Source organism: Kutzneria buriramensis, from assembly GCF_003387475.1.
GTDB classification, from domain to species: Bacteria; Actinomycetota; Actinomycetes; order Mycobacteriales; family Pseudonocardiaceae; genus Kutzneria; species Kutzneria buriramensis.
Map to the genome: position 1 here is coordinate 221,576 of NZ_QUNO01000021.1, position 14,321 is coordinate 235,896.

Here is a 14,321-nt window from a genome sequence, read left to right on the forward strand (position 1 = left end):
TACAGTAGGCGCAGGCAGGTGAGTGAACGGAGGCGCGCGTCCCCATGTACACAGTCACCAACCCGGCCACGGGCGAGCTCGTGGAGGAGATCCCGAACGCGACCGATGCCGAGGTCCGGGCGGCCGTCGGCCGGGTCCACGCCGGCTTCGCCGACTGGCGCCGCCGGCCGGCCACCGAGCGGGCGAAGATCGTGCTGCGGGCCGCCGAGCTGTTCGCCGAGCGCGCCGACGAACTGGCCGCGATCATGACCCTGGAGATGGGCAAGCGGATCAACGAGGGCCGCGGCGAGATCGGCATCGTGGTCGACATCTTCCGCTACTACGGCGAGCACGGCCCCGACCTGATCGCCGACCAGCCGCTGGCCATCCGCGGCGGCGAGGCCGTCATCCAGAAGACGCCGCTGGGCGCGCTGCTGGGCGTCATGCCGTGGAACTTCCCGTGCTACCAGGTGGCCCGCTTCGTCGCGCCGAACCTGGTGCTGGGCAACACCATCCTGCTCAAGCACGCGTCGATCTGCCCGCGCTCGGCGCTGGCCATCGAGCGGCTGCTGCACGACGCCGGAGTGCCGGAGGACGTGTACGTCAACACCTTCGCGTCCAGCCGCCAGGTCCCGGCGATCCTCGCCGATCCCCGCATCCAGGGCGTGTCCCTGACCGGCAGCGAGCAGGCCGGCATCGCGGTCGCCGCCGACGCCGGGCGCAACCTCAAGAAGGCCGTGCTCGAACTCGGCGGCTCGGACCCGCTGATCGTGCTCGACACCGCCGACATGGACGAGACCGTCAGCCGGACGGCGACCGCGCGCATGCGCAACTGCGGCCAGTCCTGCAACGCGCCCAAGCGCATGATCGTCATGGCCGACCTCTACGACGAGTTCGTGGACAAGCTGACCAAGCGCGTCGGCGACTACTACCAGCCCGGCGACCCTTCCGACCCCGCCACCAAGCTGCCGCCGCTCGCCTCGACCGCGGCCCGCGACGAGGTCGCCGGGCAGGTGGCCAAGGCGATCGAGCAGGGCGCGACGCTGCGCACCGGCGGCCACCCCATCGACCGGCCCGGCGCCTACCTGGAGGCCACCGTCCTCACCGACGTCACGCCGGACATGGACGCGTACCACGAGGAGATCTTCGGGCCGGTCGTGCTGGTGTTCCGCGCCGAGACCGAGGAACAGGCGATCGCCATCGCCAACGATTCGCCGTTCGGGCTGGGCGCGAGCGTCTGGGGCACGGATCCGGACCGAATGCGCCGGGTGGCCGAGCGGATCGAGTCCGGAATGGTCTACCTCAACAGCGCCGGCGGTTCGCAGGCCGATCTGCCGTTCGGCGGCATCAAGCGGTCCGGCATGGGCCGTGAGCTGGGCCCTGCCGGTATCGAGGAATTCATGAACCAGAAAAGCATCCGGCTTTAGGCCGTTCGGGTAACACTTGCGGGACCTTCGCACCCTCGGGTCGGCCGGTTCGCCGAAAATTGCGTGTGTCAGGACATCCGAACGAGGAGGGTGTCATGACAGCCGCCACCGACCGTCGCGCTTTCGACGGCCGCCGAGTGTTCCGCCTGCACGCGATTTTCCGCCGCGAGCTCGCCCGCAATGTCGAATTGACGCGCGCGGTCGCCGACGACGACAGCGTCGCCGCACAACTCGTCGCCGACCGGATCCGGCTGGTCGACAACGCCATCTACCGGCACAACTGCGCCGAGGACGCCGTGCTGTGGCCGCGCCTGGTCGGGGACCGGCCCAGCGAGGCCGACATCATGGTCGACGTCATGCACAAGCAGCACCGCGCCCTCGACGCGATGTCGCTCGGCGTGCAGGCCGCGATCCTCGCCTGGGAGGACGAGCCGACCCGGCACCGGCGGGAGATGCTCGCCGACGCGCTGGAACGCTTCGAGCAGGCCCACGGCGAGCACGTCTGCGCCACCGAGCTGTTCGTCGTGCCGCTGCTGGAGCGGCACCTGAGCACGGCCGACTGGACCGACGTGCTGCGGGGCGGCATCGAGGACTGCGACTCGGACACGGTCGCCGCCCTGTCGGCGCTGCTGCGGAAGTGATGCCGCGCGGAGGTCCGGTCACCTTGATCGACGACCGTGGCATCGATCAAGGTGAGCCGGCCGGCGCGGCCTACCGGCGGTCGTGGTGTCCGCGCATACTGCCGGCATGGCCACGCTCAGCTGGTCGCTACCCGTCCTGATCTGGTGCCTCGCGCTCGCCACCGACCTGTGGGTCTACGTGGACGCCAAGGCCCGCGCCGACCAGGGTGACCCGGTGGTGGTGACGATCGGCGCGTGGCGGATCGACAACCCGGTCACCTGGTTCCTGTGCTGTCTGGTGCTGTGGATCCTGTTCCTACCGCTCTACCTGCGCAGCCGTCAGGACAAGGCGCCGTTGTAGTCGGGCAGCTTGAAGGTGCGCTCTGCGTGCCCGCCGTCCAGGTCGGTGGTGTTGTTGCCGATGTTGGCGACGATCGTGTAGCCCTGCGCCTCGATCGCGGCCCGGGCCTTGGTCTTGTTGACCTGCGCCGGGTCGAAGTTGAACAGCGGCCGCATGGACAGGCCGTCCACCGGATAGCCGACGTCGGTCAGGTTGTCCGCGGTGACCGAGCGGATCAGCTCGGTGCGGTCGGTGACGAAGAAGACCGCCGCGCCGTCGGCCTTGGCCAGCTTGGCCAGCTCCAGCACGGGCGGCGTCGCCGGCGTCGTCCACTGCGGGTGGTAGTAGGTCTCCAGCGACGTGTTGTCGATGTCGAGCACGATCGCGTTGCGGCCGGGGTTGGCCAGGCGCTGCTGGAGGTAGGCCGTCGCCTGGTCGGTCACGGTGGTGACGTCGGCGATCCAGACGGACTCGCTGGGTGCGGCGGCGGCCGCGGGGGCGGCTTCGGCGGTGCCGGCCCCCAGGACCAGCATGCCGGCGGCGAGCCCGACGGCGGCGAAACGAAGGGTGATCGTCATGCCCGGCAGTCCAGCAGCTCGCCGCCCGCCGACACGAGGGCCGATAGGTGAATTTTCTTCGTATCTTCAGCCGCAGTGGCCGGGACGGGCCGCGGCCAGCAGCGGCGCGGCCAGCTTGGGCAGGGCCTGGCTCTGGGTGAGCAGGCCGCCCGGGGCCGGCGGGTGATCGTGCGCCCAGTCCGACAGCTGGGACACCACCTGCTGCGCGTACCGGTTCACCAGCAGGCCGTTGAAGTTCGTGCCGATCGCGAAGTCGACGCTCGTGTCCTGCCGGTTGTCCCGCACGAGCTGCGCGCACGGCACCAGCATGCTCATCAGCCGGGCGCCCGCCGCGCCCTGCGCGCCGAACCTGATCTGACCGACACACGTCATGTTGCCCAGCGGATAGGCCGGGTCGTCACCCGCCGGGGCGGCGGTCGGGAAGCCCAGTCTGGCCAGCTCGGCGGTCATCAGGGTGGCCGCCCCGCGTAAGTCGCTGGCGTTGAGCACGCGCACCGGCACCTGCGACGGCGGCAGCGGGCCGACCGCGTCCAGATCGTGGTAGCCGACGGCGGTGGCGCCCTTGATCTTGGCGGCCGGCGTGCAGCCCACGGTCTGGTCGATCGTGGGCACCTCCTGGAACACCCGCACCCAGACCACCACCGAGGCGAGCATCAGCAGGCTCAGCAGCACCAGCGACCGAGTCCGCCGCCATCGTTTCGACCGCACGTCACCACCCTCGCCCGCCAGAGGAGATCACCGACGCGTGCGCCGCCGAATCGTAGCGACTGTTGATCACACTCAGGTGACGATCCGGCATGTGACGACAGGTTCGCACGCGTCGACGCGTCATCGCGGGCGGAATCCGACAATACCTCACGAACGTGACAACCGGACCTGCGGAAATCAACAGTCAAAGGGGGTACCCACCGGCGATAACCGAGAAACCCTCCGATCGCAGGGTGCCCGGGGACTGCCCGTTCGGTCAGAGTTCGGGACACCGGCGGGGCCACCCGGCCCCAACCCTGCCTCCGGAGGTTTCCCATCATGCGAGCACGCCCCGGTTTACTCGCGTTCGCGGCGGTCGGCGCCGCCACCCTGCTCGCCGGCGCCGCACCCGCCGCCGCGACCGCGTCGGCCGGCTTCGCTCCCCAGCACGCCACCCATCCAGGCCACGCCCACCCCAGGGTCGGCGGCACCTTCAACCAGGACGGCGGCAACTGGTCCGGCTGGGTGTCCACCGGCAGCGGCTTCAGCTCCGTCAGCGCGAGCTGGACCGAGCCCGAGGTCACCTGCAACTCGTCCAACGACCTGTACGCGCCGTGGGTCGGCATCGACGGCTACGGCAGCCAGTCCGTCGAGCAGACCGGCGTGGCCACCGACTGCTCGTCCGGCTCGCCGAACTACCAGGCGTGGTACGAGATGTACCCGGACTCCCCGGTCTACTACAACGACCCGGTGTCGGCCGGCGACAACTTCACCGGCACCGTCCAGCGCAGCGGCACCAACTACACGCTGACCATCACCGACAACACCCAGGGCTGGACCGAGCACGTCACCAAGTCCTACAACGGCGCCAACTCCTCGGCCGAGTTCATCCTGGAGTCGCCGACCGGCGCCTACCCGAACTTCGGCACCGTGCACTTCAGCGGCGCCACCGTGGACGGCTCCACGTACAACGGGGAGGGCGGCGTCGCCCTGGACGCCAGCAACAACTCCGGTTTCGAGGACCACACCAGCGAGGTCTCCAACGGTTCCTTCGACGTGAACTACGTCCAGGAGTGACCGCCTGACCGAGCGGACCGTTCGCGACAGCGTTGTCGGGAACGGTCCGCTCACCGGCAATTCGGACAGGAATCGGGTTCCGCCGCCGACCATTTCGAGGGTCGCGGCTTTTTCCGGCGACCGCCTTACGGGACGCTTTCGGCGTGCGAAACCTGTCCACATTCCGTCGGTGTGGCGTGATCGCGGCGGCCGTGCTGGCCGCTTCGTCCACACTCGCCGGCGCGGCGGAAGCCACGACCGCCCATTACGGCCCCGCGCCGATTCCGCCCCATGTGTTCGCCCCCTATTTCCAGGCGTACCTGCCGGGTGATCCGGCGGAGATGGCCGCGCAGTCGGGCGCGCGTTTCCAGAACCTCGCGTTCTTGGAGACGGACAAGCCCGGATCGTGCCAGGTGTATCCCAATGGCGTGGCGAACGGCCCCGATTACGCGGACGCCGCCGCGAAGCTGCGCGCGACCGGCGGCCAGTTGATCCCGTCCTTCGGCGGGGCCTGGGCCGGCGACAACGGGATCGAGATCGCCGACAGCTGCGCCGACGTGCACGCCATCGCGCTGGCCTACGAGCAGGCGCTGGTCAGGTACGGCGCCACCCAGCTCGACATGGACATCGAGGACAACTCCCTGACCAACGCGGTCGGCATCGACCGCCGCAACAAGGCGCTGCTGGAGACCGAGCGGTGGGCGGCGGCGCAGGGCCGGCCGCTGAAGGTCGTCTACACGATCGGGACCGGGCCGACCGCGCCCAACGGCGACGCGGTCAAGATGCTCCAGAACGCGGTGGCCAACGGCACCCGGGTCGACGTCGTCAACGTCATGACCTTCGACTACTACGACGACAAGCAGCACGAGATGGCCGCCGACGCGAAGTCGGCCGCGGCGGCGCTCGTGACCACCCTGCACGGCCTGTGGCCGGACAGGACGCCGTCGCAGCTCTGGGCCATGGTCGGCATCACCGCGATGATCGGGCTGGACGACTACGGCTCCGGCGGCGAGGCCGGGCCGGTGGAGGAGTTCACCCCCGACGACGCCTTCACGCTGACGTTCTGGGCCTGGCAGCACGGCATCGCGCTGCTGTCGTTCTGGGGGCTCAACCGCGACAACGGCACCTGCGTGGGGCGGCACACCGACGGCTGCTCCGGCATCGAGCAGCTGCCGTGGGAGTTCTCGAAGATCATGGGGACCTTCACCCGCTGACCGTTCCACCGGGACGGACAGCGGGTGACCGAGACCGGTTCCGAGGTCTACAGGGCGGACCTCGGGACCGTCACGGGTCGTCCGGCGGCCACACGTGGACGGTGGCCGCCGGGCGACCTTTTTTCATATGTGAAACGGATTGTTTGGCCCTGAACGAACGGGTGGGCTTTCGCCGCCCGAATGGCCGGTTCGCCACCGGCCGTTGCGCCCATTCGTATAGTTTGTTTCCAAGGTCGTCGTGTGGGATTCGATGGGACGGGACCGTGGAGACGTCCATCTGGTGGACCGTGCTGGGGCCGGTGCGCGGGCGGCGGTCGGGCCGCGAGGCGCGCCTCGGCTCGCCGCAGCGGCGGGCCCTGATGGCGCTGCTGCTGGCCCGCGCCGGCCGGCCGGTGACGATGACCGAGATCACCCGGGCGCTGTGGCGGGGCGAGCCGCCGGAGCTCGCGGCCAACGTGGTGCAGGGACACGTCGGCGCGATCCGGCGGACGCTGGAGCCGGACCTGCCGCGGCGGGCCACCGGCCGCTGGCTGCTCCCCGCACCCGGCGGCTACCGGCTGGCGATGACGTCGGAAACCCTTGACCTGCTGCGGTTTCGCGAGTTGGCGGCCGGTCGGCCGTCGCTGCGCGACCTAGTGACGGCGCTGTCGCTGGCCACCGGCGAGGTCGCCGAGGACGTGCCGATCGAGGTTCGCTCACATCCCATTTTCACCGCCGTGGCCGAGGAAATCGACGCGGTGCTGCGCACTGCGGCCGACCGCGCGCTGGCCGAGGGCATGGCCGCCGTGGTGCTGCCGATGGTCCGCGCCGCCGCGAGCCGTCGTCCGCTGGACGAGGAACTCCACGCCCGGTTGATGTTGCTGCTGCACGCGGACGGCCAGCAGGCCGCCGCTGTCGAGCTGTTCGGCGAGGTGCGCGACCGGCTGCGGCAGGAGCTCGGCGTGCACCCGGGCCGGGCGCTGCGCGACGCGTACCAACACGTGCTGGCCGACGCGGAACCGGTGCGGCAGCCCGTGTTCGTCGGCCGCGCGGAGGAGTTGGCGTCGCTGCTGGACCGGTTGCCGGAGTCGGACGAGCCGGCGGCGGTGATCGCGCTGACCGGCATGGCGGGCGTCGGCAAGACGTCGCTGGCGATGCAGGCGGCGCGGCTGGTCGCCGACCGCTTTCCGGACGGCGTCCTGCACGTCGACCTGCACGGGTTCACCGCGGGACGGCCGCCGCTGAGCGCGTCCGAGGCGGTGCGGGCGCTGCTCGGCGTGCAGGATCCGTGCGATCCGGCGGCGCTGTACCGCAGCACGCTGGCCGGTCGGCGGGTCCTGGTGGTGCTGGACAACGCCCGCGACGCCGCGCAGGCGCGGGACCTGCTGCCGGGTTCGGCAGGCTGCGCCGCGATCGTGACGAGTCGGGACGCCCTGTCGGGTCTGGTGGCGTTCAACGACGCCTACCCGATCCGGCTCGGCCCGCTGCCGCCCACCTCGGCGCGGGAACTGACGATCGCTCAGTTCGGGGTGAGCCGGGCGGTGGACGAGATCGTGCGCCGCTCCGGCGGTTTACCCCTGGCGTTGATCACCGCGCGGCCGGAGCAGCCGCTCACCGACGACGTGCGGACGTCGTTCGCGCGGTCGTACGAGGCGCTGACGCCGTCGGCGGCCGCCCTGTTCCACGTGCTGTCGCTGTACCCCGCGCGGGACATCGGTCCGGAGGAGGCCGCCAGCCTGATCGGCGAGACGCCGTCGGGCGCCCGGCGGCTGCTGAGCGAGCTGACGACGCAGAACCTGCTCGACGAATACCGGCCCGGCCGGTACACCTGGCACGGGCTCGTGCACGACTACGGCGCCGAGCTGGCGGCGGTGCGGCTGCCGGCGGCGGAGCGGGACTTGGTGTGCCGCCGGATGTTCGACCACTACCTGTTCAACAACCGGCAGACCGGCGCGGTCGCCCGGATGCGGCTGGCGACCGTGCCGCCGGAGACGCCGGTGCGGCCGGCGTCCGCCGGGTACGAGGCCGAGCGCCGGATGCTGCGGGTGATGCTGCGGCGGGCACTTGTCGACGGCTACGGCGACTACGTCTGGCGGCTCGCCGGCGTGGTCGAGGACTACCTGGACAACACCGGCGCCTGGCCCGAGCTGCTGGCCGCCGGCACCGCGGCGCTGGCCGGCGCCGAGCAGGCTGGGGAGCGGGAGAAGGCGGCGCAGATCCGCCGCGGCCTGGCCCGTGTGCACGCCGGCCTGCGCGACTACGTCGCCGCGATCGACCACATGTCCCGGGCCACGCCGGTGTTCGTGGAGCTGGACGACCGCAAGTCGCTGGCCGGCATCCACCTGGGATCCGCGTGGCTGCGGGCCCGCGCCGGCCGGCCGGCCGCCGGCGGGCTGCACGCCGACCGGATGCTGTCGATCACCCGTGCGGGCGCCGAGCCCGTCGACGTCGCGTCCGCGCTGAACGCGCTCGGCTGGTACCAGGCCGTGCAGGCCAAGCACGACGCCGCCATCGGCCACTGCCGGGAGGCGCTGACGATCCTGCACGGGCTCGGCGCCCGGCGGGCGCAGGCCGACACCTGGGACACCCTGGGCTACGTCAACCACCGGCGCGGCCGGCACCGTGAATCGCTGCTGAGCTACCGGCGGGCGCTGGCGCTGCACCGGGAGTTCGGCGCGCGGGCCGCCGAGGCGGAGACGCTGCGGCGGATCGCCGCCGTCGCGATCGACGACTACGACATCGCCACCGCCAAGGACGCCCTCGACCAGGCCGTGGACATCCGGCGTGAGCTGGGCGACCCGGCCGCGGCCCGGATGGTGTCCGCCGCTGACAGTCACGATTGCTGACGTCTCGCCGTATGGGATGATCACTCGGGGGTGGGCCGAGTGTGAGGAGACGCGGGTGGCGACGCGGGCGGAGCGCAACGAGACCAACCCCGACCTGGGGATACTCTCCGGGCGCCTGCTGTTCGCGATCCAGCGGGAGCTGTTCGAGGGGCTGGCCGCGCAGGGCTTCGACGACCTGCACCCGCGGCACGGCTCCGTGATGGCCTACCTCGACGTGGACGGCGTGCGGGCCACCGACCTGTCCCGGCTGTCCGGCCAGCACAAGCAGGTGATCGGCACGATCATCGACGAGCTGGAGGCGCTCGGCTACGTGGAGCGGCGGCCCGATCCGGCCGACCGGCGGGCCAAGCGGGTCTGCCCCACCGAGCGCGGCCTGGCCCAGATGCGCGCCGCCGACAAGATCATGGCCGCCATCCAGGACCGCCACGCCCGCCGCCTCGGCCGCGACGCCTACGCCGCCTTCAAAACCGCCTTCATGGACGTCACCACCCACCAACGCCGCCGCTGAACCCCCGCGAGTCGCGCTCTCAGGCACACCGAATGCAGGTCTCGGGCACACCCCGCGAGTCCCGCGTGAGGTCGCGCCGGTCTGAAGGACCGCGGGCTCAGCTCGATCGAGTCCGTTCATCGATCGAGCTGAGACCAGGGAAGAGACCGGATCTTCAGGGACCTCACCCCGCGCGGAACGCGCGGCACAAGCAGCGTCACACCGAAATCCGGTTTCGGGAGAGCTGAGCCTTGGAGCTCGTTTGTGCCTGAGATTGACATTCGGTGTGTCCCAGAGCGCGACTCGCGGGGGTCAGATCAGGCCGGATTGGAGGGCGTGGGCGACCACGTGGGCGCGGTTGCGGGCTTGGTAGCGCTGGAGGAGGTCCGCCACCAGGCGCTTGACGGTGTGGCTGGAACAGTGCAGCGCCCGGGCGATGGTGGCGGTGTCGGCCCCGTCGGCCAACAGGTTCAGCAGCCGGGTCTCGCGCTCGTCCAGGCCACGTGGCCGGTCGGCGTCCTCCCGCCGGAACTCGGCCAGCAGCCGGTCCAGGTGCGGCGCGGCCGGCTCGTACGGCAGTGAACGCCCCGCGGCCGCCTCGTACAGCAGGGTCGCGACACCGGCCATCGTCACGTCGCGGCGCGGAATCAGCCGCACCGGCCCGGACACCAGCTCCCGCGTGAGCGGCCGCCCGGCGACCGTCCCGGTCACCACCAGCACCGCCGGCCGCCGCCGGGACATCGCGGCGAACGCCAGGTTGGACAGCATCTCGTCGGTCAGGTCCAGGGTCACCGCGAGCAGAGCGTCGGCCTGTTCCGGCGCGGCCGCCACGAAACGCAGCCGCGCGCCCGCGGCGGCGACGCCCTCCGCGGCGAGCATGTCGTCCCCGAACAGCGTGAACCACACCGTCGGTTCCTTGCGCAGCACGGTCTCCACCTGATCCTCCCAACGTCCACTGCCGACGGTAGGCGCGCGAAGTGAGGATCGAGTGACCGCCGCACGCACGCGCGTGTGCACCGCGCGGATCGGTTCGCGTACCCGTTGGTCGTCACCCCTGTCCGGCGGCCGACGCCCTGTGGCCTGATCGGGTCAGGACACGGGAGGGAGCCGATGGAGGCCGTCGACCAGCCGTCCGGTCTGGACCTGCTGCGGACGACAACCCGCCCGCCGCTGCCGGCCAACGGCCAACCCCGCTGGGTGTGCGTCGAGGAGGGTGACGTGGTCATCGCCACCGTGCCGCGCCACACGCACACCGTGGCCGGCCTGCTCGAGGCGGTGCTGGGGTACGCCGTGCGCAGCACGCTCGGCCCCGGCGGCGACTACGTGATGCTCGACCTGCGAGTCAGCTACGTGCGCCCGGTGACACCCGCCGTCGGCGAGGTCTACGCCCGCGGCTGGGTACGGGAGTCCTGCCGCCAGGTCCAGTTCGCCGAGGCCGACGTCTGCGACGCGGCCGGCGCCGTGCTGGCCACCGCTTCCACCACCTGCCTCGTGGTGTCCACCGAGGAGAGGACCCGATGAACACGATGCCGCTGCGCCGCAACGCGCAATGCCCGTTCGACCCGCCACCAGAGTTCGCCCGGATGCGGCGCGACGACCCGGTGTCGTACGTGATGACGCCGGCGGGCACACCCGCCTGGCTGGTCACCCGGCACGAGGACGCGCGCACGGTGCTGTCCGACCCGCGGTTCAGCGTGCGCGGCCCCGGCGAGCCGCGCCGCCTGTCGGACTTCGACGACCCGGACCACGCCCGACTGCGCCGGCTGATCGTGCCGGAGCTGACGATCCGCCGCTCGGAGGGCTGGCGGCCGCGGATCCGCGCGGTGGCCGAGGACCGTGCCGAGGCCCTGAAGTCCCCGGCCGAACTCGTCACGGAGTACGCCCGCCCGCTGGCCGCGAAGGTGATCGGCGACGTCGTCGGGCTGCCCGACGGCGTCCCGATGGGCCTGGAGCCCACGCTGCTCCGGCCGATGCTCGTCGACCTGGTCGACCAGCGCCGCCGCGAGCCGGCCGCCGACATGATCAGCGGCATGCTGCGGCAGGCGGCGGTGTGGGCGACCCCGCCGACCACCGCCGAGATGGTCACCCTCGCGCTGAGCGTGCTGCTGGCCGGCTACGAGACGTCGGTGGGCATGCTGTCGCTGAGCATCCTGGTGATGCTGGACGACCCGCAGCGCGTGCAGGCGCTGACCGAGGGTGAGGTCGGCGTCTCGGTGGCGGTCGAGGAGTTGCTGCGCTACCTGTCCGTCGTGCAGCACGGCCTGCCGCGCTACGCCACCGAGGACGTCCGGATCGGGGATCACCTGGTGCGCAAGGGGGAGTGCGTGGTGGTGTCGGTCAGCGCCGCCAACCGCGACCCGGCCGTCTTCCACCACCCCGATGATCTGCGGCTGGTCCGGCCGACTTCCCGAGCACACCTCGCTTTCGGCTACGGCGCCCACCAGTGCGCCGGCAGCCAGCTGGCCCGCGTGCTCGTGCAGGAGGGGCTGACGACCCTGTTCGGCCTGCGCCCGACCGTGCGGTTGGCGAAGCCGCGCAGCGAGCTGCTGTTCACGGATCGGTCGCCGGTGCACGGATTGCGGGCGCTGCCGGTGGTGTGGTGACGAGGTCGTCACGGCCACTGACTGTCCGATCGGGTGACGGCCGTTCGGCGGGTCGGTCCGACTAGACTCGCAGGGTGCTGACGTTCACGGTGCTCGGCCCGGTGACGGCCGCCCGGGACGGCAAGCCCGTCGAGCTGGGCCCGCCGCAGCAGCGGGCCGTGCTCGCCCTGCTGCTGGCCAAGGCGGGCAAGCCGGCGGGGCAGTCCGAGCTGATCGACCTGGTCTGGGGCGACCGCGCCCCGACCAGCGCCGCCAACCTGGTGCACCGCTACGTCGGAGCGCTGCGGCGGGCCCTGGAACCCGGGCTCACCACGCGCAGCCAGGGCGAACTGCTGACCAGGCAGGCCGGCGGCTACGAGCTCATCGTCGACGCGGAGGCGTCCGACCTCTCCCGGTTCCGCGCGCTGGTCGCACGGGCCAGCATGTCGACGGGTCTCGACGACTACGTTGCGGCGCTGGATCTCGTGCGCGGCCGGTGCGCCGCCGAGGTCGGCCGGGCGCACCCCGTGTTCGCCGAGGTCGACCACGAGATCGCCGACGTGGCCCGGGCCGCCGCCGACCGGGCGCTCGACCTCGGGCAGCCCACGGCGGTGCTGGGCGCCGTGCACCGCATCGCCGGCCTCATGCCGTTGGACGAGGCGCTGCACGTGCGGCTGATGCGGATCCTCATCGCGATGGGCCGGCCCAGCGTCGCCGAGGACGTCTACCGGGACATCGCGCTGCGGCTGGTGGACCAGCTCGGCCTGGATCCCGGCAAGGAACTCCGCGCCGCGCTGCGGATGGCCGACGTGCGGTCCGCCGTGCTGCGGCCCGCCCAGCTGCCGGCCGACGTGCGCTCCTTCGCCGGCCGCGACGAGGAACTGGCCGCGCTGGACGCCATGGTCGAGGAGCGGCCGGAAATCCTGTGCCTGGAAGGAATGCCCGGCTCCGGAAAGTCCACTGTGGCCGTTCACTGGGCGCACCGGCAGCGGCTCCGCTACCGCGACGGGCAGCTGTACGCCGACATCCAGTGCTCCGGCGCCGAGGCCGCGGAGACGACGCTGCGCTCCTTCCTGCGCGCGCTGGGCCTGCCGGCCGACCAGGTGCCGGACACCCGTGACGAATTGGTCGCCGAGTACCGGCGGATGACCGCCGGCAAGCAGCTGCTGGTGCTGCTCGACTGCGTCAGCGACGCCGAGCAGGTGCGGTTGCTGCTGCCGGCGATGCCCGGCTCGCTGGTGCTCGTGACGACCCGGAAACGGTTGCCGGGCCTGGCTTCCGTCGGCAGGACCGGGCAGCTTTCCATCGGCATGTTGCGGCCCGAGCAGTCCCGGGAGCTCCTCGTGCGGCGGCTCGGCGAGGGCCGTCTCGACGCGGAGCCGGCGGCCGCGGACCAGATCGTGCTGGCGTGCGGCGGATTGCCGCTCGCGCTGTCGCTGGTTGCCGCGCGGCTGCTGATGAATCCCGGCTTCACCCTCGCCGCCGTCGTCGACGACCTCACGACGGTGTTCGGCGGCGACTGCGGCGGCGAGCTGCAAACCGTGTTCTCGTGGTCGTACGAGCAGCTCGGGCCGGTCGCCGCGCGCCTGTTCCGCTTGCTGAGCCTGCATCCCGTGGTCGGCTTCTCGGCGCCGGTCACCGCGCGGCTGCTGGACGTCGACCAGGCGACCGCCGACGCGGCGCTCGCCGAACTCGTCGACGCGTGGCTGGTCGACCAGGTGCAACCGGGCCGCTACCGGGTGTACGAGCTGGCGTTGTCGCACGCGCAGGAACTCAGCGCGCAGCTCGACACCGCGGCGGAACGCGCCGCCGCCCGCACGCGGATGGTCGACTACTACGTCGAAGGAACGCAGTGGGCGCACGACAGCCTCGCCGCCGACCGTGACGAGCTGGAGGCCGTTGCCTGGTACACGCGGGAGTACGACGTCGTCGAGACGCTGATCCGGCGGATCGACGAGCCGTGGCGGCTCACCGTTCCCATGCAGCGGTTCTATCTGCGCCGGGGATTGCTCCAGGACTGGGAGAACAGCGTCCGGTACAGCCTGGCCAAGGCCACCGAGCCCGGGCCGCGGGCGCGGCTGCTGATGGGGCTGGCCGGGGTGGCGCAGTGCACCGGCCGGTTCGACGAGGCCGTCACCCTGTACCGGGAATCCCTGATCGTCGGCAAGGACGTCGACGATCCGCGCCGGGTCGTCATCACCCTGATCGGCCTCGCCGGCGTGGAGGAGACCCGCGGCGACCGCAAGACCGCCGGCATCGTGCTCGCGGAAGCGTGGCAGGTCATGGAAACCCGGCTCGGCGTCGCCGGCGGTCCCATCTCCGACGACACCCGGATCCTGCTGCGCTACCTGCTCGAGGCCGGCGAGGAGCTCGGCCTGCTGGAGGCCGAGGTCGTCCGCGAGCGGCTGGCCATCGCCGCCGAGGACTAGATCCAATGCCGTTCAGTTAAGGCGCGGGCAGCGGCTGTCAAGCCGGCCGAGACGGACAACGGAGCTCCTGCTAGAACAGCGTCGACCAAGATCGATG

The 14,321-nt window shown here is 71.7% G+C and carries 13 protein-coding genes; 10 read left to right on the forward strand and 3 right to left on the reverse strand.

Features of this window, described 5'->3' with window-relative positions; genetic code table 11:
- The first annotated feature begins 44 nt into the window (after nucleotides 1-44).
- From BCF44_RS45545 to BCF44_RS45555, 3 genes are all read left to right on the forward strand, one after another.
- The gene (locus BCF44_RS45545; protein WP_116180758.1) at nucleotides 45-1,406 is read left to right on the forward strand and encodes an NAD-dependent succinate-semialdehyde dehydrogenase; all 1,362 of its coding nucleotides are present in this window, start codon (nucleotides 45-47) and stop codon (nucleotides 1,404-1,406) included.
- A gap of 95 nt (nucleotides 1,407-1,501) precedes the next feature.
- On the forward strand, nucleotides 1,502-2,047 hold the full coding sequence (locus BCF44_RS45550) for a hemerythrin domain-containing protein (RefSeq protein ID WP_116180759.1): 546 nt from the start codon (nucleotides 1,502-1,504) through the stop codon (nucleotides 2,045-2,047).
- 106 nt (nucleotides 2,048-2,153) lie between these two features.
- Nucleotides 2,154-2,387: a hypothetical protein gene (locus tag BCF44_RS45555; protein ID WP_116180760.1), complete on the forward strand. Its 234-nt coding sequence runs from the start codon at nucleotides 2,154-2,156 to the stop codon at nucleotides 2,385-2,387.
- Here BCF44_RS45555 and BCF44_RS45560 read toward each other — a convergent pair.
- Complete coding sequence (locus BCF44_RS45560; protein ID WP_116180761.1) at nucleotides 2,366-2,944, reverse strand: HAD family acid phosphatase; 579 nt, start codon at nucleotides 2,942-2,944, stop codon at nucleotides 2,366-2,368. The genes BCF44_RS45555 and BCF44_RS45560 overlap by 22 nt on opposite strands.
- A 66-nt stretch (nucleotides 2,945-3,010) precedes the next feature.
- Nucleotides 3,011-3,652 (reverse strand): envelope integrity protein Cei, encoded by a 642-nt coding sequence (gene cei, locus BCF44_RS45565; RefSeq protein ID WP_147328880.1) that lies wholly within the window; start codon nucleotides 3,650-3,652, stop codon nucleotides 3,011-3,013.
- A gap of 318 nt (nucleotides 3,653-3,970) precedes the next feature.
- On the opposite strand from cei, the gene BCF44_RS45570 reads away from it, so the two are divergent.
- The 4 genes from BCF44_RS45570 to BCF44_RS45585 all read left to right on the forward strand — a co-directional run bounded on the left by BCF44_RS45570 (nucleotide 3,971) and on the right by BCF44_RS45585 (nucleotide 9,234).
- Nucleotides 3,971-4,708, forward strand: a complete 738-nt coding sequence (locus BCF44_RS45570; protein WP_116180763.1) for a G1 family glutamic endopeptidase — start codon at nucleotides 3,971-3,973, stop codon at nucleotides 4,706-4,708.
- A 143-nt stretch (nucleotides 4,709-4,851) separates the two neighbouring features.
- A complete protein-coding gene (locus BCF44_RS45575; protein WP_211353540.1) occupies nucleotides 4,852-5,901 on the forward strand; it encodes a glycoside hydrolase family 18 protein in 1,050 nt (349 codons plus the stop codon).
- A gap of 263 nt (nucleotides 5,902-6,164) precedes the next feature.
- On the forward strand, nucleotides 6,165-8,726 hold the full coding sequence (locus tag BCF44_RS45580; RefSeq protein WP_116180765.1) for an AfsR/SARP family transcriptional regulator: 2,562 nt from the start codon (nucleotides 6,165-6,167) through the stop codon (nucleotides 8,724-8,726).
- 55 nt (nucleotides 8,727-8,781) lie between these two features.
- Nucleotides 8,782-9,234, forward strand: a complete 453-nt coding sequence (locus BCF44_RS45585; protein WP_246016197.1) for a MarR family winged helix-turn-helix transcriptional regulator — start codon at nucleotides 8,782-8,784, stop codon at nucleotides 9,232-9,234.
- 291 nt (nucleotides 9,235-9,525) lie between these two features.
- Here the strand turns inward: BCF44_RS45585 and BCF44_RS45590 are convergent, their stop codons facing one another.
- A complete protein-coding gene (locus BCF44_RS45590; RefSeq protein WP_116180767.1) occupies nucleotides 9,526-10,149 on the reverse strand; it encodes a helix-turn-helix transcriptional regulator in 624 nt (207 codons plus the stop codon).
- Between the two features lie 174 nt (nucleotides 10,150-10,323).
- Here BCF44_RS45590 and BCF44_RS45595 point away from each other — a divergent pair, with 174 nt between their 5' ends.
- From BCF44_RS45595 to BCF44_RS45605, 3 genes are all read left to right on the forward strand, one after another.
- Complete coding sequence (locus BCF44_RS45595) at nucleotides 10,324-10,734, forward strand: PaaI family thioesterase (protein WP_116180768.1); 411 nt, start codon at nucleotides 10,324-10,326, stop codon at nucleotides 10,732-10,734.
- Complete coding sequence (locus BCF44_RS45600; protein WP_116180769.1) at nucleotides 10,731-11,816, forward strand: cytochrome P450; 1,086 nt, start codon at nucleotides 10,731-10,733, stop codon at nucleotides 11,814-11,816. Before BCF44_RS45595 ends, BCF44_RS45600 begins: the two co-directional genes overlap by 4 nt.
- Before the next feature lie 74 nt (nucleotides 11,817-11,890).
- Nucleotides 11,891-14,224, forward strand: coding sequence for an AfsR/SARP family transcriptional regulator (locus BCF44_RS45605; RefSeq protein ID WP_116180770.1), 2,334 nt, complete (start codon nucleotides 11,891-11,893; stop codon nucleotides 14,222-14,224).
- Nucleotides 14,225-14,321: the final 97 nt, after the last annotated feature.

Bases quoted from the DNA above. Each gene is read 5' to 3' on its own strand.
- BCF44_RS45570 (WP_116180763.1), top strand. From the start codon at position 3,971: ATGCGAGCACGCCCCGGTTTACTCGCGTTCGCGGCGGTCGGCGCCGCC.
- BCF44_RS45545 (WP_116180758.1), top strand. From the start codon at position 45: ATGTACACAGTCACCAACCCGGCCACGGGCGAGCTCGTGGAGGAGATC.
- BCF44_RS45600 (WP_116180769.1), top strand. From the start codon at position 10,731: ATGAACACGATGCCGCTGCGCCGCAACGCGCAATGCCCGTTCGACCCG.
- BCF44_RS45595 (WP_116180768.1), top strand. From the start codon at position 10,324: ATGGAGGCCGTCGACCAGCCGTCCGGTCTGGACCTGCTGCGGACGACA.
- BCF44_RS45560 (WP_116180761.1), bottom strand. From the start codon at position 2,944: ATGACGATCACCCTTCGTTTCGCCGCCGTCGGGCTCGCCGCCGGCATG.
- BCF44_RS45550 (WP_116180759.1), top strand. From the start codon at position 1,502: ATGACAGCCGCCACCGACCGTCGCGCTTTCGACGGCCGCCGAGTGTTC.
- BCF44_RS45555 (WP_116180760.1), top strand. From the start codon at position 2,154: ATGGCCACGCTCAGCTGGTCGCTACCCGTCCTGATCTGGTGCCTCGCG.